We start from the raw sequence: 23674 nt of genomic DNA, 5'->3' as shown, positions 1-23674 counted from the left end.
CCCCAACCCTCCCCTGATTAAGGCGAGGGAGTAACAAATTCACAAATGATGCGAGGATTGCTATAGTGAAGAAAACTCTCAGCCAAGTAAATCGGCTCGTGGAAAGAGAAAATCTAAGGCGTGAGTCTTTAGAGTCCCCCGCTATATCGGTACTCCGATTAGCGGTAGGAGAGTGTCAATCCGTTCTTTCAATGATGATAGTCAGGTGAGCGACTAATGCCCCGATCGCTCCTACTGCTGCAATCACCGGAAACAAAGCCGCACCGATTACTCCGCCGACTACTCCCAGCGTCAGAGGCACTTCTACCAAAATCCGTCCTTCTTCATTTTTGATAATGATGCGGCGGATATTGCCTTCGTGAATCAGTTCTTTAACTTTTGCAACCAAATCGTTGCCGTTAATCTTTAACTCTTCGACGCTAACTTTGTCCCCGTAAACAGGTGTTTCTAAAGGAGTCGTTTCAAAATTAACCTCAGTCACTTTTTCGGCAGAAACTTTTTCAGATACAGGTATTGATTCGAGTTCTCTTGCCCCGACTGGTTCTTGTAGGCGATCTGTAGGTGTCTCCATTTTTTGCTCTCCTTTTTGGTAAAAGTATTTTTTTATAGAATTACCTAGTAAATATAACACGCAACCTTTTGTCTATCAATCATTCTTTGGGGTGATATTAACGAATTTATGCTGAGTTACCTTGATGACTTCAGAAACCGGGTTTCTCTGAAGATTTCTGGTAACTCAACGCAAAAAATCGTAGAAACTCAATTTATAGCCCCCGTCAAAGACTCAAACTCTCTCTGGGAGTGTCCCAGTCTCCCTCTCCTCTTGTGCCAATACGCTAACTGTCTGCACATCGCCCTCGCAGCGCTTCTGCATTAAAAAACCTCAGATCCTGACAGCCAAAGGATTAGAGAGACATTCATACGATCGCCCACTCAGACTCAGCAGATGTAGGGGTTGAAATACTGACATCGTACTGAAAGTGCGATCGCCCCGCCGTTTATAGAGTTAGCACATCTCGTTGGACAAACCCCACATGGAAACCGTCGCTTACCTTCCTCAAATGTCATTTTTATTTAGCAAGCGTGTGGCGATACTAAACAAAACCCTGCCCCCCGATATTCATCCGATCAATATCTTAGAGATTCTCATGAGAATTGCCTAAAACCAAGGGGAAAAACAAAGTGAAGTTATGACGGTAGCCCTACGATCGCAGCCCTCGCATGATTACAAATATGTATAGGGAATACTAAGAGTGCCTACCCCTGATTAATCCGGACTCTTCAGGGGGAGTTGCCCATACAAAAATTATACAATTCATTTACGATCGCCATACGATCGCAACCAAACCAAATGCCTCAAATTGAAGTAGAACTTGGGCAAAAATCACGTAAAGTACAATTATTTGCTTCTGCTTCCCCAGAATTTTAAGGTCGAGTTGGGGGCAGTTTGCCCGCGAATGCTTTTATCTACGTGACCAAAGCAGCAGCTCGCGAACTTTACGACGCATAGCAGGCAAATTTTGCTACGTGCTCACCGGGCGGCAAATGGGAAAATCGAATTTGCGGGTGCAAACAGCGCGCCGCTTGCAATCAGAAAACACCGCTGGCGGGATTGTTGACATCACAGGAATTGGCACAGACCAAATAACTCCCGCGCAGTGGTATGCAGGCTTGACAGCCACTCTAGCCAACAGCTTTAAAATTAAAATGAATGTCAGGAGTTGGTGGCGCGATCGAGAACACTTGCCGCCACTGCTAAGATTAAATGAATTTATCGAACAAGTATTGCTTCCTGCGAGCGATCGCAATATCGTAATTTTTATCGACGAAATTGACAGCATTCTCTCCCTCAGCTTCTCCAGCGACGACTTTTTTGCCATGCTGACAGTCCAATGGAGTTGGTTCGGACTCCCTGCAATTTCGGCAATTGTTCCCAGCGTCGCAGCCCAGGCCGAGCGAGTTGCCGCTCGCGCCAAAAATCCCAAAAAACGAGCGATAATTACCGAAATTGAAGCCCTCAATTCTACTGCCGATATTTCCCTAAGCTACGACCAGCAACGAGCTTTAATCGCAGCACTCAGCGCGGCAAAAAAAATGCGGTAAATAGAAGTTTCTCCAGCGCTAAAAGCACAGAAATTCAATATATAGCGGTGCTCAGTTAGGTGTGAGGTATGCCCTGTTTGGCCAAACTGGCCGAGGGTACCTCATCTTTCTGAGAAAGGCTATATAAAATACAAGCCCCGTCCTTTTATGACGGCTTTGTGTTATGGTATTGCGGCTCTTAAAGGCTCTGGCTCGCTCAAGACACTTTGAAACAGCCGGCTCTCTCCTTAGCTCCGGCCAAAAGCGCAATGGTTGAATCCCACCCCCAAGCTTGAGTGCAAAGTTGCCGACATTGGGAGACTTTAAACGGACAAACCCCCGAAAGTAAGACTATGTAGATAGCAGATCCCGATGAACTCTCAAGCATCACCGCAGATGAAAGGGCGGTGAGTATGTCAAAATTGATCTTTCTGGCTGGGCAATTTCCTGAAATCGGTTTGATCTGAGTTCTCGCAGCGGGCGGCTCCCGATTCGTCGCTAGTATTGTCTGACTGTCATATACTTTTGAGTAAGGGTAGTAGGTGCAGGCGGTATCAACCGCGTCTACAGAAAGTTTTGTCTGCAGATGGAGGCTGGCGCTCGCCGAATGTCTTCCGCGCTGCGAACAAAATAAGCTGTCGCACAAATAAACATTGCATATTCAGGGCGGGCCCGACCCCCCACTTATTGTTTTATTTTTTTTGACATACAGTTTAAATGTAGAACAGCTTAGCGTAATTTTTACCGTGTTTGTATTCAACCCGCTCTTCTAGGGTACAAGTCTGTACAAACCCGGTTGATACCGCCCGCTATTCTAAACAGTCAAGTTTCAAAAGGGTATGTGGTGTTAAATTAATCTAACCTGCAATATCGTTTCGGTTGAAACCAGCGCAATTTAAGGCAAAAAACCTTGGTGGATTAACTGGATTCGATCGATCGCAGCGGAGTTGATTGCCCAGCTATAAAAAAGTCTAAAATGCAGTAAAAATACTAGGCAATACTCCAGCAGCCAACCGCAACTGCCAATTACCAAAGGAGGTAGCAGTGTACGAAACTGACGGGTGGAGTCCCATGAAATCGCCGCTTGGTTTGCGATCGACTCTACAGGAATTAACCCTCTACGACTTTCTCCTGGAGTCACGCTCTCTGGGTGGCGAAGTTGCTGAATTTTTTCAAGCTAATCCTTTACTTCCCGGCATCATCATTACTGAGGAAGGAAAGTTTATAGGGATGATTTCGCGCCGGCGTTTTTTTGAACACATGAGCCGCCCCTACAGTTTGGAGCTATTTTCTCAACAGCCTTTGTTGGTACTCTACCGCTTTACTCAAACCGATATGTTGGTTCTCGATCGCCAAACCTTAATTATGACAGCAGTGCGGCAGTCTTTAGAGCGATCGCCAGAACTAATCCACGAACCAATTGTAGTGCAGGTAGCGCCGGACAATTACAAACTTTTAGACGTACACGAACTGCTGCTTTCTCAGTTGCAGATTCACGAGTTAGCAACCGTGGCGATGCGGGAATCCCAAGCACAATTGAGGCATCAAGCCCAACAGCTCGAATTTGCCCTGCTGGAACTTCAGCGCACCCAAACTCAACTAATTCAAACAGAGAAAATGTCTTCTTTAGGACAGTTAGTAGCAGGAGTAGCTCACGAAATCAATAATCCGATCGGCTTTATCTACAGCAACGTCCACCACGCCAAAGAATATACTGAAGGTTTAATGCGGATGATCGACCTCTACCAGCAGCACTGTCGCGAACCCATTCCAGCAATTGAAGCCGAATCAGCAAAAATCGAACTCGATTATTTGCTGGAAGATTTGCCGAAAGTGTTAAATTCCATGCAGCAAGGTGCAGAAAGGGTGCGCGACATCGTTTTGTCGCTGCGGAATTTTTGCAGGTTAGACGAAGCACAAATGAAGCAGGTCAACATTCACGACGGTATCAACAACACGATTATGCTTTTGCAAAGCCAGCTTAAAGGCAAACCCGGACAGGAGGCGATCGCCATTCACAAAGAATACAGCGACTTGCCGCTGGTGCAGTGCTATCCCGGACAACTCAATCAGGTATTTATGAATATTTTAGTTAATGCTATTTACGCTATTGTCGAGTGGAACAAACACGATAATATCGAAGAAAAAACACTAAAGAGTTCGCAATTATGCGAGCAAAAACATTCCCTCACAAATGTTCAACCCTCAACTTCTAACTCTACCCGTCCGATTCCTGCCATTCGGATTAGCACGGAGTTAATCGCGGGGAAAAAAGTAATAATTAGGATTTTTGACAACGGCCCGGGGATGACAGAAGATGTTCGGAAGCGGTTGTTTGACCCTTTCTTTACTACGAAGCCGGTCGGTCAAGGAACAGGTTTGGGAATGTCGATTAGCTATGAAATTGTTATCAACCAACACGGCGGCGAGTTGAAGTGCGTTTCCGAACCGGGAAAAGGAACAGAATTTGCGATCGAGATTCCGCTTCAACAGTCTTCGCCAGCACAGATTTTGCCTCGCTTTGCGTGATACAGAAGAAGTCATTAGTCATTAGTCATTAATTGTTAGTTGTTAGTTGTTAATTGTTAATTGTTAGTTGTTAATTGTTAATTGTTAATTGTTAGTTGTTAGTTGTTAATTGTTAGTTGTTCTACTCGTTACCAGGCTCTGCCTGGTAACGCAGATCCGGAGGCTCTGCATCCATTTTTTTCGCAGGCGAGGCTCTTCAAGAATGACATCGATTCCTAGCCTCTTAACCAGTAATTGAAAATGATTTAGGATTGCTATAGTTGTTAGTTGTTAGTTGTTAGTTATTAGTTGTTAATTGTTAGTGCTGTCCCCCCCGAGCTTTGGGTCCAACGTCATCAGGAACAAGTCCGAGGGAAGAAGCAATAAAAGTTAGGGGTTCGGCGGTTAAAACCGCTTCTTTTGAGACTAAAGAAGAAAGCCCCCGCCTACTGGGAACCTTTGCAAACCCACTTCCACAAAGGATGACTCGGCCCCTGTTGGCGAATGCGGCGCACTTGTTGTTCCAAACCCTGTTTTTCCTGCTGGGGCAATCCTCGCAACGCATTGCGAGTTTGCCAAGTTAGCACTGCTAAAGTCATGCCGACGCACAAACCGAGACCGAGAGTAGACCAGCGGTGAAAGTATAAACCGTAGTACACCGCAGCCCAAGTGAAATGTTCTAACCACAAACCGATTTCGCGACGCAAACTCCAAATGCTGAAACAACCGACGCTAATCCACAGCAATATCACAGTTAACCAGCGGCCGTAAACTGTTAGTTTGTGGAGTCTTTGGACTTCTATTTGAAAATGTGGGTCGCTTTCATTAGTCATTAGTCATTAGTCATTAGTCATTAGTTATTAGTTATTAGTCATCAGTCATTAAGCTGTTGCGGCATTTAAATTGAATGTCAAAAAAAATCCCCTTCTTGTGGGGTGGGCATCCTGCCCGCCCTGAACATACAATTTAAATGTCCGACAGCTTAGTCAACAGTCAACAGTCAACAGTCAACTAAACCTCTTCTGATGGGTTGATTCCTTCTGCGGGGACGACGACGGAGTTGCCCGTGCGACTGCGCCACCAAGCTAGCATCGTACTAGCAATGAAAATACTCGAATACGCACCGGCAATAAAGCCGACAATCAATGCTAAAGCAAAGTATTTGAGGGTTTCGCCGCCAAAGAAAAAGATTGAAAACAATGTCAGCAGCGTTGTCAGCGTGGTGTTAATCGACCTTCCCAGCGTTTGCATGACGGCATCATCGACAATTCGATCGATCGACTGTTCGGGATTTAGCTTAATTACTTCCCGCACGCGATCGTAAATTACCACTGTATCGTTAACAGAAAAACCGATAATTGTCAAGAGGGCAACCACAAATAAACTGTCAACTTCCAGCCCTAGAACTAAACCCAAAATCGAGAATATACCAAGCGTAATTAAGATATCGTGAAACAAAGCCACGAAAGCAAAAAAGGCATAATCCAACTGAAATCGAAATGTCAGATAAATAGTAATGCCTGCAAAAGAAAGCAACAAAGCGAGCAAACCAGAAGTAAACAACTGTTTGCCGAGGGTTGGGCCAACCGTATCTATTTGAGTAGATTTGGGGTCAAAAGCGCCTATTTTTTCGCTCAAACCTGCTTGCAACTTAGTCCGCTGTTCGACATCCAAAGTTTTTGTTCGCAGCGACAAACCGCGCTGTTCTTTGCCGATAACTTGAAGGCTGCTACCAGCCAAACCTTGGGTATCGAGGACTTCGCGCACAGCAGCCAGATTGATGGGTTTACAATTTTCCGGTTTCGTGCAGTCGAGTTCAAATTGCAGCCGAGTGCCGCCGATAAAATCTAAACTGGGGCGCAGGGGTGCGCGGATGTCGGGACGAGTCCAAGAAATCGCCATCGACACTATACCTGCGAGGATGATAGCGAGGGAAATACTCCACCAGAGCGATCGCTGTTTGATAACACTGAATTTCATAATTTGAAGGAAGAAGGAAGAAGCAAGAGGGAAGAAGGAAGAGGGAAGAAGGAAGAAGCAAGAAGGAAGAAGCAAGAAGGAAGAAGGAAGAAGCAAGAAGCAAGAAGCAAGAAGCAAGAGGGAAGAAGTTAACAGTCAACAGTCAACAGTCAACTGACAACTGGCAACAGTTAACTATTAACTATTAACTATTAACTGTTTTTGACAAATCGGGACAAAACCACTGGGGTTTCCGGAATCCCGGAAAGCTCAAGACTACGAATAGCAGAGTGCGACTGCAAGTAAGAGCAGTAAACATACTGACTACCACGCCCAAGGCTAGCGTTACAGCAAAACCTTTAACTAAACCTGCGCCCAGCCAGAACAGTGCAGCACAAGCAATCAGGGTAGTTACGTTACCGTCTAAAATACTGGAAAAAGCTCGGTAAAAACCCGATTCGACCGATCGATAAAGCGTCTTCCCCGCCCGCAACTCTTCCCGCGTGCGCTCAAAAATCAGCACGTTAGCATCCACAGCCATGCCGATGCTGAGCACAAAACCCGCAATTCCCGGCAGCGTCAATGTCACCCCCAACAGCACGAAAGCTGCCCAAGTTAGCAAAGCATAAATTAACAGAGCAATATTGGCAATTACGCCGGGAAGTCGGTAGTACCCCACCATGAAAATCAAGACTAAAATCAAGCCGCCGAGCCCTGCATTAATACTGCTTTGAATGCTGTCTCGTCCCAAACTTGCACCGACGGTGCGGTTCTCAATAATTTCGACCGGCACCGGCAAAGCGCCACCGCGCAATTGCACTCCTAAATCGTTAGCTTCTTGCGCTGTAAAGCGACCTTGAATTACGGCGTTACCACCTGTAATTCCTGTCTGGGCAAATTCAACACCTACTACAGGAGAACTAATCATTCTTTCGTCTAGAAAAATGCCGAGAGTCCGTCCTGTGCCGGCTAAATTTTTAGTGAGTTCGGCAAATAGTTCGCCTCCTTTAGTGTCGAAACGGAGAGCGACATTCCAGTCGTTACCACCAGTCGGTTGAGCTTGAGCATCTTTGAGGTTTTCGCCACCTAGTCCGCTGCTTTTGTATAGTTTGGCGATCGCCTCATTGCTTCTTTTCAAAGCAGCCTGATTTTCTTTAATTGCGGCCTCATCATTTTTGCTCGTTCTCAATTCTGTTTGCTTGGCCAGCAATTCCTGCTGCAACTGCCTTTCAATACCTAATTGCGTTTCTGTTCCCGGCAGTTGTTCCCGAAAGTCTAGCTTAGCGGTGCCACCCAAAACTCGTTCTGCTTGCTGTGGGTCATTTACTCCCGGCAACTGTACGAGAATTTGGTTTTCTCCTACTGTTTGTACCACTGATTCGGAAACGCCCAAACCGTTGACGCGATTTTCGACAATCCGCCGGACTGCCTCTAACATTCCAGGCTCGATTTTGGGAATTGTGGGGGTAGTTTTTACCTGAATTGTGAGTTGGGATCCTCCTTGCAAGTCTAATCCCAGTCGCGTCGGAATTGTTACTATTACAGTAATGGCGGCTACGATTAAAACAAAAATTAATGCTAATACTGAACGCTGTTTTTGCATACTTAATTATTGGTTATTGGTTATTGGTTATTGGTTATTGGTTATTGGTTATTGGTTATTGGTTATTGGTTATTGGTTATTGGTTATTGGTTCGTTCCGAGCTTTTTTTCGGTGTTCAAATAACAAATAACAAATCACAAATAATCCACAACAAGTTACCAACAACCAATAACTATTTATACTCGCAAAGCTACCATTTTTTGGACGGCTTCGACAATTTGGGTGGGCTGGACAATTGTCAGTCTTTCCAAATTACCGTTGTAAGGTGTGGGAATATCTTGTGAAGACAGGCGCAAAATCGGTGCGTCGAGTTCGTCAAAAAATCGATCGCTAATCGAAGCAATTAGTTCAGCACCGATGCCTCCTGTTTTCATACACTCCTCCACAATAATTACTTTGTGGGTTTTGCGAATGGATTCGCCAATTGTCTCCATATCGAGGGGTTTGAGAGAAATTAGGTCGATTACTTCGGGATCGTAACCTTCTTTTACCAATGCGGGCACGGCTTGCAGGACGTGGTGCCGCATTCTGGAATATGTCAAGATGGTGACATCTTTGCCCTCACGCACAATTTCCGCTTTGTCTAGCGGCACTAAATATTCTGTTTCTGGCAAGTTTTCCTTGAGGTTGTACAAAAGGACGTGCTCGAAGAACAGAACCGGGTTATCGTCGCGGATGGCTGATTTTAAGAGTCCTTTGGCGTTGTAGGGAGTCGAACAAGCCACTATTTTCAAACCCGGTACTGCTTGGAAATATGCTTCGAGACGCTGGGAGTGTTCCGCGCCGAGTTGGCGGCCCACGCCACCGGGCCCGCGAATTACCATCGGCATTTTGAAGTTGCCGCCAGATGTATAGCGCAGCATTCCGGCGTTGTTGGATATTTGGTTGAAGGCCAGCAGCAAAAAGCCCATGTTCATGCCTTCGATGATCGGTCGCAATCCGGTCATTGCTGCGCCGACTGCCATGCCTGTAAAGCTATTTTCGGCGATCGGGGTGTCGAGCACTCTGAGTTCGCCGTATTTGTTGTAGAGGTCTTTGGTGACTTTATAGGAACCGCCGTATTGGCCTACGTCTTCGCCGAGTACGAATACGGCACTGTCGCGGGCCATTTCTTCGTCTAACGCCTCGCGGAGGGCGTTGAACAATAAGGTTTCTGCCATAGGAGGTGAATCAATGATTGCAGGAGGGTTTTAGAATCTTAACCTTTTGGGGTGCCGATTAAGGACGCGATCGTACATTTGAGAGTTAACGCTTGAGATTTTGCCGATACCTAGCATATAATTTGTATTATGTCAATGAATATTTAAGTTAAAATAATACTAACTTGCCTGCCCACAGCAGAGGAATATTATGCTCCAGACAAAAACTCAACTCACTCTGGAAGAGTTTTTCGCTCTACCGGAAGGGGAAGGCGATATTACCTACGAACTGATTGATGGTCAAGCATTACCCAAAATCTCACAAAAAAAATTTCATTCTCGCCTTACCAGAAGCCTAATAAAAATCCTCGAACAGTGGGGTGAGCAACGGGGAGAAATTGGGGTAGAATGGGCTGTCAAATTAACCCGCCAGGGGCGAGACTGGATGCCAGTACCCGATCTTTTATATGTTTCTTACCAACGCTTATCTCCCGACTGGAATGAGGATGAAGCCTGTCCCGCAGTCCCAGAATTAGTCATATAAATTATTTCACCGGAACAAACTTTCGGTCAGTTAGCTGCTAAAGCCAGAGATTATTTAGATGCTAAGGTATTGCGGGTTTGGGTAGTTGATAGCAAGGCGAGAAGTATTACAGTTTTTTACCCGGATGCAGCCCCCCAGACTTATATGGGAGATACGCTATTAACAGATTCACTTTTTGATGGATTAGAATTTACGGCAGAACAGCTATTTATGATGGCAAAAATACCACCAAAGTTGTCTTAGGAGTGCAAATTAAATAATTTACACAAGTTTGTGGGACGGGCGGGACGCCCATCCCACAAGAATCATCAAATTGTAAGTTATTTAATTCTTATTCCTTAGCACCCAATAAGATAAGACGGCGGTTGAAACCGCGTCTCTAAAAACTAATTCCGCCTCCGCGGAATGAAGAAAGATAAGACGGCGGTTGAAACCGCGTCTCTAAAAACTAATTCTGCCTCCACGGAATGAAGAAAGTAACGCATTTTTATGAGTTACTCTTCAACCCGCTCCCGTCGCGTGAGTGTTTGTCTAGAAGCGGTTTCAACCGCCCAGTTTTCTCTGGATTTATATTTCAGCAAAATGCTTTTGCAATAGATCGTGAATAAATCGATAACGCCGATCGCCCGTTTTTTGCAGCAACAGGCGATCGGCCGCAGCGTCGAGAAAACGCCTGTAATCCCAAGGAATGTAGCCGTTAGACCACAGTACGAGGCGCAATATCAAACTTTCAATCCCCGGAATTCCAGGGAGCAAAGCACTAATTACCGCCACAACAGCACCTGCAATTAATCCCCAAATCGACCCGGAGACTAGGGTAGCAATTAATCCCAAAATCACCCAAATCAGCCCGCCTAGCAATTTAACTCCAAACTGATACTTGCGCTGCTGCTGGCTTGTTTGCAGCCAGCTAGAGGGTATGCGATCGAGGTAAAATTCTTGAATTCCTTGCTGTTCCATTCTTCTGGCCAACCATCCCAGCCAGTGGCGAATTTGTTCGGGCCGCAGTTCCTTGTTTCTGGGATACTGCTTGACTTCCCGGGCTATTTGGTGGCGAATATAGGCAGTTAACAGATATTTGCGCTGTTCTTCTGCGGAAGTTATGCGCTTCCAAGCTTCGATTAAAATATCGTCGTAAGCCAAAGCCATCATGCTCAAAAGCAAGGGAGTTTTTGCTAATTTTAATAGCTCCGGCTCGTTCTCAATGCTGTACCAAAGTTCGCGGCTTCTGGCTTCTAGCAGATAATTTTTTATTTGAGTTTCTGTCAGAGGTTTCAGCAAAACTGCTGCTTGGAGTTTAAATCGAGTCGGGCAGTTTTTGTAGACTTCAAAACTGCTGCAAGCTACTAAATGTTTGGGTTTTAATTCGCTGTCAACAAACTGGTTGATGGCTTGAATGCACAAATTTTGGCGGTGGGTTTCTACTTCGTCCAAGCCGTCGAGGAGAGGCAGCAATTTTTGTGCTGTCAGCCATTTTTTGCCCGCAGCGGGAGAGATGCTGTATTTGTACTGAAGTTGAGCAATTAACCAATCTGCGATCGCCCCCGAATGTTCTTTCCAAGTACCGAGTTCAAACAACACCGGTACAGGCAAACTAGCATCTTTTTGGGCGCGGGAAACTAACACCTTAGCCAATTCTAGCAGCGTCGTGGTTTTGCCGGCACCCGTCGCTCCCAAAACGACCAATTTGCCGCTGCTGCGATCGAACACTTGAGAAATGCTAACTTTGAGAGGAAGCCGAACACTCGGACGGTTGCCGGCTTTCACTTCCACATCCCAACAGCGACTAGCACCCAGAGGCTGCGAGTCAGGGCTAAAGTTAGCGTGCACAGCAGCGTGCAAAGACTGCGCCAGCCCTGCTTGGACTTCGTGCTTCACCTCCTCCAACAATCGATCGCGAGGCGGTTGTAATTTCAGAGGAATCAATTTTGACATTTTATGCACCTCGCGCTGAACGCTTACTTTCGCAAATTTGCGCGCAAATAACCCAGAGCAAGATTACCATCAGTACAGGGGTCTAGTATATATTGACTGAAATTGTTGCGGCAATTATCCATCTGAAATTTTAGATAAAAATCCTGACGCGGCGGCTTGCATTAGGTATTTCCACTATAAATTAACTGGCGATCGCGCCAACTCCCAAACAAAAATTATTAGTATAAATACAGAGAGGTCAATTATGTCATTTACGAACAGTCAAATCATCACAGTCAGTTTAGCAGGACTGGCAACAGCGGTGGGAGTCGCTGCTGCAACTATACAGTCTGGCGCGATGAAACAATCCAATCCCCCGCTTGCAGAATCCCCAGCAGCAACCGGAAACCCGATTTCACTCGCCCCGACGAACAATCCCGAATCTGTGCAACCAGAACCTCTGCAACTAGAAACCCAGGCTGCGGAATCTCGCCCATCTCGTTCTCAACCGGCCAAAAGCCCAGCACTTCAACCACCGCTAATCGCCGGAGTTTCTGTCCCAAAAGTTGGCCCAGTAGTTGTCACACCTCCCGATTCCGGGTGTAAAATCACCCAGGCTGTAGTCAGCGATCCGAATCCACCGCTAAATGTGCGATCGCGCCCGCAAGTAAGCGGCAGCAAAATAGTAGGAAAACTCCCAAATAATACCTTTGTTTCAGTCGCCGAAGAACAAAACGGTTGGCTGCGAATTACCGAGCCAGCCGGTTGGATTGCGAAAAATCGCACCGAAAGCAGTTGTTCTAATGTCAACCAGCAGATTAATTTTTTGGCTGGGGGTGATGAGGCGATCGTCAAAGGTAGAATTATCGGAGGCGGCAGTCACTCTTACATAATTCGCGCTGCTAAGGGTCAAATTATGACTGTTAAGAATCGGCAAGGTGTTTTTCCACTAATTCTTACTTCTAAGGGCAAAGCTTTGACGGGAGATAATTATACGGGAAATGAAACTGAGTGGACGGGTAAAATGCCTGTTACTGGCAATTATACATTTCAACTAGACTCAAATTTCCGGGGATTTCAATATGAATTTTATGTGCGAGTCCGATAAATTCCCAAGAATACCGGGCGGTTGAAATCGCGTCTATACAGACAAAACCAGCTTGTATAGCGGGTTGAAGAGTGGGCGGTTAAAATTACCTTATTTTCTTTACACCGCGTCGGCGGACTTCCTTTGTGTAGACGCGGTTCGCCGTCTTTCTTTGTGTAGACGCGGTTCGCCGTCTTTCTTTGTGTAGAAGCGGTTTTAACCGCCGTCTTAGTTAATTAAGGAATTTCAGAAAGCGACACATCTAAAATCGCAAATTTCTGCCAATCTTCTGAATCAAAGTGCCACCATTCTGTTGTAATACCAATAAATCCCTGTTTTTTCATCGCATCCTTAAGTAATTGACGATTTTTCCGAGATTGCGCGCTGCCGCCTTGATAATCTCCGTGAGCTTTTTCGGTAAAGTCATCGTAAGGTGTTGGCATTTCTAATTCTTTGCCGGTGCGATCGACTAAAGTCAAATCCACAGCAGCACCGCGATTGTGCCGCGAACCTCTAGCAGGATTAGCCACATAGTTCGGATCTGGCAAAAACTCCCACATTTGCTTAGTCACAGAGAAAGGCCTGTAACAATCGTAAACTTTCAAACCCAGTCCAATTTTCTCTAAATCTGTTTGAACAAGGGCTAATTTTTGAGCAACAGAACTTCTCAAAGCACATTTTGCTACTGTATAAAGTTTTCGTTTCAAGAAATTGTTAGTAGTGGCGTACCGGATATCGAGGCGAATGTTGCGATTTACGCTGCGAATGTCAACAAGTCGCGCCCAACTAGGAAGTTGACTCATGAAAACGCTTTCAGGTGCGATCGAATTTGGTTCTGGTTGGGTAATGTCCACTTTTGGTGGCTCCTGGGCGCGGACAAATATTGGATGGTGCAGACCGATCGCACATAGCAACACTAGCATAAAGGCGATCGGGTATTTTCCAAAACGATTAAATTTCATAGCTGTTCTGATGGCAAGTTTTAAACAGTAGATTGAGTTCGTTCTTCTGTGGTATCATCAATATTATGATGTTACCGTGACCACAAGAGGGAGCTATGAAAACTGCAATTTCACTTCCAGACTTAGTTTTTGAAGAAGCCGAGGCATTGGCTAATCAGTTAGGGTTGTCACGCAGCGAGCTTTATACAAAGGCATTGCAGGCGTATGTGCGGCGACACAACCGATCTCGAATTTTGAGGAAACTAAATCAAGTCTATTCTGAAGAGTCTTCTGAACTAGATATTGTCTTGGCAAAGATGCAATTTATGTCCTTGCCGCATGAGGATTGGTAATACCAAGTCCGGGTTCGTTACCCTTTATCAATCGGCGATTGAAATCGCTTCTACACAGACAAAGTCCGCCGACGCGGACTGAAGAATAAAGGGGATATCAAAACCGAATTTGGTATAATCTATCGCTGACAAATTTGGTGGGCAAGTTTGCCCTATCCAAAGTCTGAAATTCAAAATATTTTTAAATTCCCAAGCGCTGATACACTAAATCTAAATGCCTCAATTGGTACTGCGGATCGAAACAATCATCAATTTCTTTGCTAGTCATTTGAGCTGTTACGCGATCGTCCTTAGCAATCAAATTGTAGAAATTGCCTTCAGCTTTGTTCCAGGCTTCGTGAGCACAAGATTGCACAATTTTATAGGCATCTTCGCGACTCGTGCCTTTTTCTACTAAGGCTAACATCACCCGCTGGCTGAAGATAACTCCGCCGTAAAGATTCATGTTGCGCTTCATGTTTTCGGGATAGACTAGCAGGTTTTTTACTAAGTCTGTGGTTTCGACTAACATGAAGTGGGTGACAGTGGAACTGTCGGGCAAAATCATCCGTTCTACGGAACTGTGAGAAATGTCTCTTTCGTGCCACAGCGCTACGTTTTCTAAGGCTGCGACGGCGTTGGCGCGGACAATTCTTGCCATTCCTGTGAGTCTTTCCGATCGAATTGGGTTGCGTTTGTGGGGCATGGCGGATGAGCCTTTTTGCCCTTTGGAGAAGAATTCTTCGACTTCGAGCACGTCGGTGCGTTGCAAGTTGCGGATTTCGACTGCAAAACGTTCGATCGATGCGGCTAACAGTGCTAAGGTTTGGACGTATTCGGCGTGTCGATCGCGCGAAATGACTTGAGTGGATGCACAATCGGGTTCGAGTCCGAGATTTTGACAAGCGATCGCTTCAATTCGCGGGTCAATATTAGCATAGGTTCCGACTGCGCCGGAGATTTTGCCGACTGCAATGGACGATCGCAAATTGACCAATCTTTCTCGGCTGCGAAAGACTTCCGCCAGCCATCCAGCTAGTTTAAAGCCAAAGGTGATGGGTTCGGCGTGTATTCCGTGCGATCGGCCAACCATCACAGTATTGCGGTGTTGTTGCGCCTGATAGCGAATAGCTTGGCTCAAATCTTCGACACGTTCTAACAAGATATTAACGCTGGCAACTAATTGTAATGCCAAAGCAGTATCGAGCACATCCGAACTGGTTAAACCGAGGTGAATGTAGCGGCCGGCATCGCCTACATATTCATTGACATTTGTCAAGAAGGCGATCATATCGTGGCGGACTTCGGCTTCAATTTCGAGGACTCGTTTGGGGTCAAAATTAGCCTTAGCTTTAATTTCTTCGACTGCGGCGGCGGGGATGTAGCCGAGTTCGGCTTGAGCTTCGCAGACAGCGATTTCTACTTGCAGCCAGCTTTTGAGTTTGGCGGTTTCAGTCCAGATGTTGCCCATTTCGGGCAGAGTGTAGCGGTCTATCACGGTTGGGAATTGGGGAATGCGATCTGACTATTGTACATCTGTGAGGGATGCGAGAGTCAGGAAGTCCAGAAACCGGGTTTTTATGAAAATACTACGTTGTAGCCCGCAGATTCGGTAAAAACCCGGTTTCTTTAAAATATCTCAAATGGGTTCTATACTGTCCAATCCTCAGTCACTAAACCTGGAACTTTACTGAAGTCACTAACGTTTCGGGTTAATAATACCAAGTTGCGAGACATGGCAATTGCTGCGATTCTCAAATCCATCGTGGATACACGAACCCGTTGCCCTCGTAATCGATCGAAAACCGCAATTGCTTCAGCATCGTATTGTAGAACAGGAGCAGTTGCAAATCCCTGAAGGGTTTCTAACAATAAAGTGTAGCCGCGAATTATGTCGGTATTTGTTCGCGCACGATTTATGAAATTATGAGCGCCAAGTACCTGCTCGTGAAAACTGACAACAGATAAAGCAAAATCTGCAATTGGATGTTGAGCCATCCGAAAAGTTAATCGGCTAAACTCTGAGCCGGAACCACGTTGTAGGAAACTGATGTGGTCAGTGTCAAGCAGATATTTCATGCTTGTTCGTAACCTTCATCATTAGGTTTGTCAGCCTGACGAAACGCACGTCCATATTCTAGAGCTTCCAGAAAAGCCGATTTATCAGAGATTGAGCCAATCAGTTTATCGAGCCAGTTGCCAGAGATGGAGTTGCTTTCAGATTTGCGTTTAAGGTTAGCAACCTCCTGCTCGATGATTGCTAAGCGACGTTCGAGAATTGCTTCATCTAGCATTATTTCCTCCTTAATAAAAATACCTAAGCGATCGACTTATCGGAACATATACTGTTTCATTTTAACTGAGCGATCGTCCTATTCTACATCTGTGTGGGGATGCAAGAGTCATAGGACTTACGCATGGGGCCCAGAAACCGGGTTTTTTACGAAAATATTTCGTTCCAGTCGGCAGATTTGGTAAAAACCCGGTTTCTGATTCTCAATGCGATATTCTTTACCGATCGCCGATTATAAGTTAAAGCCTATTCAACCGATCGCTTTACCACAATCTTTGTACTGGGTAGCTGTCAAATACAGCATCAATGCTTAAGATAGGCATTTGAGTCACAACGTCTTGAGCAATTAAGAGTCTATCGAATGGATCGCGATGAGCATTTGGCAATGTGTTTAATGCAAAAATATGAGCTAGCTCGATCGGCAAAATTTGCAATCCATTGACTTGCTGCTGGCCTTCTATCAATTCAGTCAAGGACACATTCAGTGTTAACTTCCCAAGCTGAAGCTTAATTTGCATTTCCCAAATACTAACCAAGCTCGTAAATAAAGTATGAGTTGGATCGGCGATCGTATTCGTCGCTTGTTGCGATAAGTTTTGGGGAGAGATCGCCAGCCAAATCAAGACGTGGGTATCCAGCAAAATATTCATGCTTCACCCAACCAAAACGCATCAGGAAGTGGCTCGTTAAAATCCTCACTCATCCAGCCCATCCCTTGATGCAGACCCAAAACCCGTTGTTGCCCAGGAGGGGGTGCAGCTTCAACTGAAGTGTTTTCGGGGCTCGATCGCATCTGTCGTTCCAGCAAAAACTCTGCAAAAGTTAACAGAAGCTGCTGATTTTCCGGGAGTAACTGCTGTAACTTGCCTAGCAACTCTTCCAAAAGTTCGATCGTTTGAGAAGTCATCTTTTTCCCCTCAATGTTGGCGATAGTCTCATTTTATCGGAATGTATACTATTTCATTTTAACTGAGCGATCGTCCTAATTGTACATCTGTGTGGGGATGCAAGAGCGATCGGACTTACACATGGGGCCCAGAAACCGGGTTTTTTACGAAAAGACTTCGTTTCAGTCGGTAGATTTGGTAAAAACCCGGTTTCTCAAATCAACTCGGTTTTTGTCGTTTGGGCGATCGGCTACAATATCCTAAACCTCGTTAGCTGGCATTTTTACAAAAGCTGAAGGAGATAGAAGAATGAATAGCCATTATAGTCTCATCATCCAGTGGTCAAAAGAAGATCGACTTTTTGTTGTCAGCTTGCCTGAGTTTACCGATGTCATGCAGCCTTGCACTCACGGACACAGTTACGAAGAAGCGGCAAAACACGGACAAGAATTGTTAGAAACATTGATAAAACTCTATCAAGAAGATGGCAAACCTCTACCATAACCTCAGACTTTGGGGAAACGATTACAGATTGCGTAAAGTTACTCAATCTCTGCCACCATTCACTTATGCCTAAGAAGATTAGAGAATTGAAAAGCCTATTACTAAAAGCAGGATTCATTTGTCAGCCAGCAAAAGGCAGTCATAGTAAGTGGAAGCATCCCAAATTAGCTAAGGTAATTATCATAGCTGGCAAAGACGGAAATGATGCTAAACTATATTTAGAGAAGTCAGTCAACGAAACACTTGAGGCGCTAAGGCAAATCGAAGCAGAGGAGACAGAACCATGAAATATACAGTTGTTATCCAATGGTCGGAAGAAGATAGATGTTTTGTCGTCTTTTTGCCTGAATTTGAAGAGGTAATGCAGCCGGTAACTCACGGAGATTCTTATGAAGAAGCTATCTACAATGCGCGAGAGGTACTGGAGTTACTAATCGAAAGTTGTCAAGCTGAAGGTAAACCATTGCCAGCAATTAAGAAGCTAGAACGATTATTTCAGGCTGCTTAAATTTCTTCACAGCAATATCAGTCAAATATGAAATTAGTGCAAAGCCGATACACTCTGCTAAACGGGGCGGTACTGCATTTCCAATTTGCCACATTGCCTTTTTCATTGAACCTTCAAAAATAAATGAATCCGGGAAAGTTTGCAATCTCGCCATTTCACGAGCTGAAATAACGCGATTGAGATAAGGATGAATATGAGTCCCGCCATGATTTTCTTTAACAGTCATACTCGGTTTGCCCGGATACTGTCGCTTGAAAGCATCGGCGTAGCTTTCATACAAAGAACCGCCTGGTGGAACTTTAGCAAGTCTTTCCATGTACTCAACAGAATGACGAGTCCATTCGTGGTTAATTTCTGGTATGGGAGTATACTCGGGTAAATCATCAATCGCTGACTCGATTGCTTTGTATTGTTCTGGCAACAATTGCGATTTGGGATAGGGATTTTGCATCCCAAATCTGTTGGCAATAAAAATAGCTCGCGGGCGGATTTGTGGGACTCCATAAGCGGCTGATTCCAGAATAGCAACGGACACATGGGGATAGCCAATTTCCTGAAAAGCTTCGCAAATGGCTTGTTTAACAGCTCCTTTTTGCATAGTCAATATTCCGGGTACATTTTCCATGACAACATACCAAGGACGTATTTCAGAAACAACGCGGACAAACTCTCTAAATAAGCGATTTCGAGGGTCGTTGGGGTCACGTTTTCCTGCAACTGAGAAGCCTTGACACGGCGGTCCACCTACAACAACATGAACTTGTGGCGAACCAATTTCAGCGAGCAACTGTTGGGGATTTAAGTTTTTTATATCATCGCACAAGTGCTGGCAATCGGGAAAGTTATTTGTATGAGTTGCCGAGGCGATGGGATTAATTTCAACGCTTGCTACTGGTCGGAAACCAGCTTGCAATAAACCTTGGGTCATGCCGCCCGCACCGCAGAAAAGATCGACAAATGTATAGTCGGATTTTGGCAGTGACTGAGATTCAACATCAATGAATATCTTGTAGGGGTCGCAGTCATTTGCTTCTAGTTCGCGTTGGATGCGTTCGTAACGCCCTAATTTTGCTTTCTTCTGCTTTTTGGCAGGAATTAATTCTGACTCGTTTGAGAATAAAGACAGTTGTATTGCTTCCATTTTATATTTTTTTACTGCGTTTTATCTGATGTTGCCGATTTCGGGTCGAGTGTTGGGTTATATGGTGGTTGGAGGTCTGGGAAGTGCGATCGCACCATTATATATCTGTGAGGCATCCGTCTTTAGTCAGGCTAAGCAACGCAACTTGAGATGAAGGAGGCGATACCAACGGTTACGCAACGCTTATGCACCTACTGATTTTGAATATTTCGTTTATTGCGGATATTGCACTTACAGCACGTGTAGTGTTATATTGAATTGAAAAGTCAAGTATCATATCAAACAATACTTACAAACCTTTGCCAGTCATGCTGCACAGGTTTTGCCTTGTTGCAGCCTCAACGTGTTGATCATTAGAGTGAGTGGCTAAAATCAAGGGTTTAAACTCCTGATTATAGCTGATTGGCTTTCTAGATCCAAGAAAAACACATCAAAAGAGAGATTTATTATGTCGAGGCAAAAAGCATCGTCAGAGTCAGTTTTAGTTAAAGAACCAGAAAAAGCATCAATAGACAAATTAGAGCAAATACTGAGCAGAGAATCTGCACAGCCAAAATTAGTCGGAAGTAACGGAGAAGAGATACTAATTCCCGAATCTGTCTACAGCTTTCTGCGTCAAATTGTACATGGAATGGCATCAGGTCAATCTGTCTCGGTAGAACTTCATAATCCTCAAATGACAACGCAGGAGGCTGCCGACATCCTGAAGGTATCGCGACCCTTTTTTGTCAAATTATTAAATGAAGGAGAAATTCCTTATATCAAAGTAGGAAAACATCGGCGTGTTCTTTTGCAAGATGTAATTACTTACAAGGAACAGCGTCAAGTGAAGCGTCGCCAAGGAATGAAGGAATTAAGCCAATTTCTTCAGGAGGAGGGGTTTTACGGGGGCGAAGGGGTATGTGAAATAGCTCAGGAGTAGAATGGAAGCTTTATCTGTTATTGTAGACTCCTGCGTCATCTTCCCTATGCCTTTATGTGATACCCTGCTGCGTGCTGCTGAGACTGAGTTGTATATCGTTCATTTTTCACAAGAAATTCTAGATGGTGCAACCCGCAATCTTGTAAAAAAAGGAAAAATGACAGAGGTCAAAGCAGCTCGTTATCAGGAGATGATAAAGAATACCTTTCCTGAAGCAATGGTCGAAGTGCCGGCAAGTTTGGTGGAAGCAATGACAAATCATCCGGGCGATCGCCATGTTTTAGCTGCTGCCATAATAGCAAATGCTAAAATTATTATTACTGATAATCTTAAACACTTCCCAAAAAAGGCTTTAGAGCCCTACGGGATTGAAGCGCAGCACCCGGATGTATTTCTAACTCAGCTTTTTGATAATGACCCAGAATCAATAGTTGAGGTAATTCGGCAACAGGCTGAGGAGCTAAAAAAACCACCTCTTACTGTTGCCGAACTTATTGACAACTTAGAAAATAATAATAGAGTTCCAGAATTTGTTAGTAGGGTTCGTTTATACGAATACTGCGATTTGGTAATCGACACTGCGAAACAAGCATTAACTGTCTTGGGAACTCCAGCAGCAGAAGGGGGTCAATCTTATCAAGGAGATCGATATCGACTCTGGATGAAAGGGTCAACTCTAACCATTACTGCTAAAGATAGCCGTGGCGAAATCCTGCGAGTTCAAAATATGGAAGTTAACGGTAATATATCATCAGAAGATGTCAAATTATTCCAAATATTTGCTCAACGTTTAGAACAAGAGTTAGCAACAAATGGTGTTGACTAGCAATAAGCTTACTTACTGCATCCGATCGATCGTCCGATACTGCACCGCCTCCCCCACATGATTCGTTTTCAAGCTTTCATCCCCCGACAAATCAGCAATAGTTCTCGCAACCTTCAAAATTCGATCGCTAGCCCGCGCCGAAAGCCCCAACTTCCGAATCGCCATCTCCAATAAATTCCGAGAAGCATCATCCAACTGACACCATTGGTTAATGTGACTGCTTAGCATCTGCGCGTTACACCGCAAGCTATCTTCCGACTGAAAACGGCGAGTCGCCATCTCTCGCGCCCGCTGCACCCTCACCCGCACCGGTTCCGACTCCTCCCCCGTCGGCTGTCGCGTAATCTCCTCCGGTTTCAAACGATTCACCGCCACTTGCAAATCAATCCGATCCATCAAAGGCCCCGAAAGTTTTGCCCAATATTGTTCTCTCTTTTGCGGCGAACAAGTACATTGTTGGATCGAATCGCCGTAGTAACCGCAAGCGCAAGGATTCGTACTCGCAACTAAAGTGAATTGTGCCGGAAACATCACCGATTGTCTGGTTCTAGAAATCGTCACATAACCATCTTCTAAAGGCTGCCGCAAAAACTCCAAAACATCTCTTTTAAACTCAGTTAATTCATCCAAAAAAAGGATGCCGCGATGCGCTAAAGAAATTTCACCCGGACGCGGAAAACTGCCCCCGCCAACCAGAGAAGGCCCCGATGCTGAATGGTGAGGACTGCGAAAAGGCCGATCGCTCACCAACATTCCCTTATCCTTCAACAACCCCGCCACCGAATGAATTTGAGTCACATCCAAAGCTTCCTGAAAAGTCAGCGGCGGCAAAATACCAGGCAAACGTCTCGCCAGCATAGTCTTACCGCTCCCTGGCGGCCCGACAAAAATCAAATTGTGTCCCCCCGCCGCTGCTATTTCCAAAGCCCGCCGCGCGTGAATTTGCCCCTTGACATCCTTTAAATCTAAACCCGGAATCCGCCTTTTTGCTAACTCTTCTCGACCGTTTACTTGTAACGGCGAATAAACTTGAGGATTGTTTAAAAAATCAGTAACTGCAAAAATATTTTCAAAACCGTAAACAGATATTCCGTGTACCAAAGCCGCTTCCTGTGCGTTACCAGCGGGTACAATCAACCCAGAAATACCCATTTTGGCAGCAGCAGCGGCGATCGGCAACACCCCAGACACAGCCCGCAACGTCCCATCTAAGGACAGTTCCCCCAGAAACAAATAATCTCCCAAAAGTTCCGCGCTGACCTGTTCCGATGCTGCTAAAATGCCAATGGCGATCGGCAAATCAAAGCTCGGCCCCTCCTTCCGCAAATCCGCCGGAGTTAAATTTATCACAATACTCCGCATCGGAAAAGCATAACCCGAATTTTTTAGCGTAGCCTTAACCCTTTCTTTAGCTTCTTGCACCGCCGAATCGGGCAACCCCACAACCACAATTTTCGGCAGCCCCCCCGATACATCAGCCTCCACGCCCACCTTTACCGCGTCAATGCCTACGATCGATGCACTCCAAACCCTAGCAAGCATTTTTCTCGATCCTTAATTTGCCTGTCTTTGATTCATCATATATTATGATTAACAATGACTAATGAATATCGGAAGAAGCAAGAAAAACTTTTCCTTGCCTCTTCCTTTTCTCTTTTTGCTCCTCTGCTGCTGATTCTTCCCTCTTCGCCTTCTGCCTTCCGGCTTCCGCCTTCTGCCTTCTGCCTTCTGCCTTCTGCCTTCACCCTGCCACCTTCCCTCTTGGGCCTTGCCACTTCTTCCGTCTTCCTGATGACTGATGACTAATGACTTCCTTCCTTAACACCCATGACAACTCAAGAAACGCTTTTCAGCAAAATCATCCGCAAAGAGATTCCGGCAGACATCGTTTATGAGGACGACATGGCCTTGGCGTTCAGAGATATCAATCCCCAAGCGCCCGTCCACATCCTCGTCATTCCCAAAAAGCCTATTCCCAAATTAGCCGATGCCGAGTCGGGAGACCATGCTCTCATGGGACACCTGCTGCTGACTGTCAAGCGGGTAGCAGAACAACTCGGCCTCAGCAACGGCTATCGCGTAGTCATTAATAATGGTAGCGACGGCGGCCAAACTGTAGACCACCTGCACCTTCACATTCTCGGTGGCCGCCACATGAAGTGGCCCCCTGGCTAAAGGCTAATTTTGCAGGCAGAATTTACGAACTCATCTTTCTTCAGAAACCCGGTTGATTGCGATTAGCGCCTCAGAAACCAGGTTTTTTGGTCAACAAATTTTTGCTGCATATCTTGGATGCGAGTCGGTCAACCGCAGATGTCAGGCCGATCGACACAGAGACGGCGCAAATAATTTTAAAATGGTTTTGGCATGAATGCAAGCAGTCTATTGAGAATGTAGTTCGATCGCAACTTCCCCCTCGACTTAGGAATGAGAATTAAATAACTTACCATTTTTATTGTTCTTGTGGGATGGGCTCTATAGCCC

General features: G+C 45.3%; 26 protein-coding genes and 1 pseudogene. 13 read left to right on the top strand and 14 right to left on the bottom strand.

Features of this window, described 5'->3' with window-relative positions; genetic code table 11:
- Positions 1-175: 175 nt before the first annotated feature.
- Positions 176-571 (bottom strand): DUF4342 domain-containing protein, encoded by a 396-nt coding sequence (locus IQ270_RS16790; protein ID WP_193974304.1) that lies wholly within the window; start codon positions 569-571, stop codon positions 176-178.
- Positions 572-1398: 827 nt separating this feature from the next.
- Here IQ270_RS16790 and IQ270_RS16785 point away from each other — a divergent pair.
- Together IQ270_RS16785 and IQ270_RS16780 are read left to right on the top strand one after the other, a co-directional pair.
- Complete coding sequence (locus tag IQ270_RS16785; protein WP_193974305.1) at positions 1399-2103, top strand: AAA-like domain-containing protein; 705 nt, start codon at positions 1399-1401, stop codon at positions 2101-2103.
- A 1023-nt stretch (positions 2104-3126) separates the two neighbouring features.
- Complete coding sequence (locus IQ270_RS16780; RefSeq protein WP_193974303.1) at positions 3127-4611, top strand: ATP-binding protein; 1485 nt, start codon at positions 3127-3129, stop codon at positions 4609-4611.
- Positions 4612-5036: 425 nt separating this feature from the next.
- Here IQ270_RS16780 and IQ270_RS16775 read toward each other — a convergent pair whose 3' ends face one another.
- A complete protein-coding gene (locus tag IQ270_RS16775) occupies positions 5037-5423 on the bottom strand; it encodes a hypothetical protein (protein WP_193974302.1) in 387 nt (128 codons plus the stop codon).
- Positions 5424-5601: 178 nt separating this feature from the next.
- On the bottom strand, positions 5602-6570 hold the full coding sequence (gene secF, locus IQ270_RS16770) for a protein translocase subunit SecF (RefSeq protein ID WP_193974301.1): 969 nt from the start codon (positions 6568-6570) through the stop codon (positions 5602-5604).
- 3 nt (positions 6571-6573) lie between these two features.
- Here secF and IQ270_RS31950 point away from each other — a divergent pair, with 3 nt between their 5' ends.
- A complete protein-coding gene (locus tag IQ270_RS31950; protein ID WP_255532448.1) occupies positions 6574-6702 on the top strand; it encodes a hypothetical protein in 129 nt (42 codons plus the stop codon).
- Between the two features lie 52 nt (positions 6703-6754).
- On the opposite strand, the gene secD is transcribed toward IQ270_RS31950, so the two are convergent.
- A complete protein-coding gene (secD, locus tag IQ270_RS16765) occupies positions 6755-8152 on the bottom strand; it encodes a protein translocase subunit SecD (protein ID WP_193974300.1) in 1398 nt (465 codons plus the stop codon).
- Positions 8153-8328: 176 nt separating this feature from the next.
- Positions 8329-9312, bottom strand: a complete 984-nt coding sequence (locus IQ270_RS16760) for an alpha-ketoacid dehydrogenase subunit beta (RefSeq protein WP_193974299.1) — start codon at positions 9310-9312, stop codon at positions 8329-8331.
- A gap of 190 nt (positions 9313-9502) precedes the next feature.
- On the opposite strand from IQ270_RS16760, the pseudogene IQ270_RS16755 reads away from it, so the two are divergent.
- Positions 9503-10078, top strand: a pseudogene (locus IQ270_RS16755) (Uma2 family endonuclease).
- Positions 10079-10402: 324 nt separating this feature from the next.
- On the opposite strand, the gene IQ270_RS16750 reads toward IQ270_RS16755, so the two are convergent.
- Complete coding sequence (locus IQ270_RS16750) at positions 10403-11770, bottom strand: NACHT domain-containing protein (RefSeq protein ID WP_193974298.1); 1368 nt, start codon at positions 11768-11770, stop codon at positions 10403-10405.
- Positions 11771-12014: 244 nt separating this feature from the next.
- Here IQ270_RS16750 and IQ270_RS16745 point away from each other — a divergent pair, with 244 nt between their 5' ends.
- Positions 12015-12857, top strand: a complete 843-nt coding sequence (locus IQ270_RS16745) for an SH3 domain-containing protein (RefSeq protein ID WP_193974297.1) — start codon at positions 12015-12017, stop codon at positions 12855-12857.
- Positions 12858-13072: 215 nt separating this feature from the next.
- Here IQ270_RS16745 and IQ270_RS16740 read toward each other — a convergent pair whose 3' ends face one another.
- Positions 13073-13798, bottom strand: coding sequence for a M15 family metallopeptidase (locus IQ270_RS16740; RefSeq protein ID WP_193974296.1), 726 nt, complete (start codon positions 13796-13798; stop codon positions 13073-13075).
- A gap of 95 nt (positions 13799-13893) precedes the next feature.
- Between IQ270_RS16740 and IQ270_RS16735 the strand changes: the two genes are divergently transcribed.
- Entirely contained in the window at positions 13894-14130 is a 237-nt protein-coding gene (locus IQ270_RS16735; RefSeq protein WP_193974295.1) for a hypothetical protein, read from the top strand.
- Positions 14131-14311: 181 nt separating this feature from the next.
- Here the strand turns inward: IQ270_RS16735 and purB are convergent, their stop codons facing one another.
- The 5 genes from purB to IQ270_RS16710 all read right to left on the bottom strand — a co-directional run bounded on the left by purB (position 14312) and on the right by IQ270_RS16710 (position 17309).
- Positions 14312-15607, bottom strand: a complete 1296-nt coding sequence (gene purB / locus IQ270_RS16730; protein ID WP_193974294.1) for an adenylosuccinate lyase — start codon at positions 15605-15607, stop codon at positions 14312-14314.
- A gap of 152 nt (positions 15608-15759) precedes the next feature.
- A complete protein-coding gene (locus IQ270_RS16725; RefSeq protein ID WP_193974293.1) occupies positions 15760-16188 on the bottom strand; it encodes a type II toxin-antitoxin system VapC family toxin in 429 nt (142 codons plus the stop codon).
- Entirely contained in the window at positions 16185-16403 is a 219-nt protein-coding gene (locus IQ270_RS16720) for a transferase hexapeptide repeat containing protein (protein WP_193974292.1), read from the bottom strand. The genes IQ270_RS16725 and IQ270_RS16720 overlap by 4 nt, the downstream gene beginning before the upstream one ends.
- Before the next feature lie 262 nt (positions 16404-16665).
- Entirely contained in the window at positions 16666-17052 is a 387-nt protein-coding gene (locus IQ270_RS16715) for a type II toxin-antitoxin system VapC family toxin (RefSeq protein WP_193974291.1), read from the bottom strand.
- Complete coding sequence (locus IQ270_RS16710; RefSeq protein ID WP_193974290.1) at positions 17049-17309, bottom strand: DUF2281 domain-containing protein; 261 nt, start codon at positions 17307-17309, stop codon at positions 17049-17051. The genes IQ270_RS16715 and IQ270_RS16710 overlap by 4 nt, the downstream gene beginning before the upstream one ends.
- 289 nt (positions 17310-17598) lie before the next feature.
- Between IQ270_RS16710 and IQ270_RS16705 the strand changes: the two genes are divergently transcribed.
- The 3 genes from IQ270_RS16705 to IQ270_RS16695 all read left to right on the top strand — a co-directional run bounded on the left by IQ270_RS16705 (position 17599) and on the right by IQ270_RS16695 (position 18301).
- Complete coding sequence (locus tag IQ270_RS16705) at positions 17599-17793, top strand: type II toxin-antitoxin system HicB family antitoxin (protein ID WP_193974289.1); 195 nt, start codon at positions 17599-17601, stop codon at positions 17791-17793.
- A 65-nt stretch (positions 17794-17858) separates the two neighbouring features.
- Complete coding sequence (locus IQ270_RS16700) at positions 17859-18080, top strand: type II toxin-antitoxin system HicA family toxin (RefSeq protein ID WP_193974288.1); 222 nt, start codon at positions 17859-17861, stop codon at positions 18078-18080.
- On the top strand, positions 18077-18301 hold the full coding sequence (locus IQ270_RS16695; RefSeq protein WP_193974287.1) for a type II toxin-antitoxin system HicB family antitoxin: 225 nt from the start codon (positions 18077-18079) through the stop codon (positions 18299-18301). The genes IQ270_RS16700 and IQ270_RS16695 overlap by 4 nt, the downstream gene beginning before the upstream one ends.
- Here the strand turns inward: IQ270_RS16695 and IQ270_RS16690 are convergent.
- Complete coding sequence (locus IQ270_RS16690; RefSeq protein ID WP_193974286.1) at positions 18267-19442, bottom strand: DNA cytosine methyltransferase; 1176 nt, start codon at positions 19440-19442, stop codon at positions 18267-18269. The two genes, IQ270_RS16695 and IQ270_RS16690, sit on opposite strands and share 35 nt — an antisense overlap.
- 448 nt (positions 19443-19890) lie before the next feature.
- Here IQ270_RS16690 and IQ270_RS16685 point away from each other — a divergent pair, with 448 nt between their 5' ends.
- Both IQ270_RS16685 and IQ270_RS16680 read left to right on the top strand, forming a co-directional pair.
- Entirely contained in the window at positions 19891-20364 is a 474-nt protein-coding gene (locus tag IQ270_RS16685; protein ID WP_193974285.1) for a helix-turn-helix domain-containing protein, read from the top strand.
- A 1-nt stretch (position 20365) separates the two neighbouring features.
- Entirely contained in the window at positions 20366-21190 is an 825-nt protein-coding gene (locus IQ270_RS16680) for a PIN domain-containing protein (RefSeq protein WP_193974284.1), read from the top strand.
- A 12-nt stretch (positions 21191-21202) separates the two neighbouring features.
- Here the strand turns inward: IQ270_RS16680 and IQ270_RS16675 are convergent, their stop codons facing one another.
- Positions 21203-22732 (bottom strand): YifB family Mg chelatase-like AAA ATPase, encoded by a 1530-nt coding sequence (locus IQ270_RS16675; protein ID WP_193974283.1) that lies wholly within the window; start codon positions 22730-22732, stop codon positions 21203-21205.
- Positions 22733-22786: 54 nt separating this feature from the next.
- Between IQ270_RS16675 and IQ270_RS16670 the strand changes: the two genes are divergently transcribed.
- Both IQ270_RS16670 and IQ270_RS16665 read left to right on the top strand, forming a co-directional pair.
- A complete protein-coding gene (locus IQ270_RS16670; protein WP_193974282.1) occupies positions 22787-22996 on the top strand; it encodes a hypothetical protein in 210 nt (69 codons plus the stop codon).
- A gap of 21 nt (positions 22997-23017) precedes the next feature.
- Positions 23018-23365, top strand: coding sequence for a histidine triad nucleotide-binding protein (locus IQ270_RS16665; protein ID WP_193974281.1), 348 nt, complete (start codon positions 23018-23020; stop codon positions 23363-23365).
- Positions 23366-23674: the final 309 nt, after the last annotated feature.

The organism is Microcoleus sp. LEGE 07076, from assembly GCF_015207455.1.
In the GTDB taxonomy this organism is placed as follows: domain Bacteria; phylum Cyanobacteriota; class Cyanobacteriia; order Cyanobacteriales; family Microcoleaceae; genus Microcoleus.
Note: the sequence above shows the minus strand (reverse complement) of the source record. Positions and strands in the feature narration are given on the sequence as shown.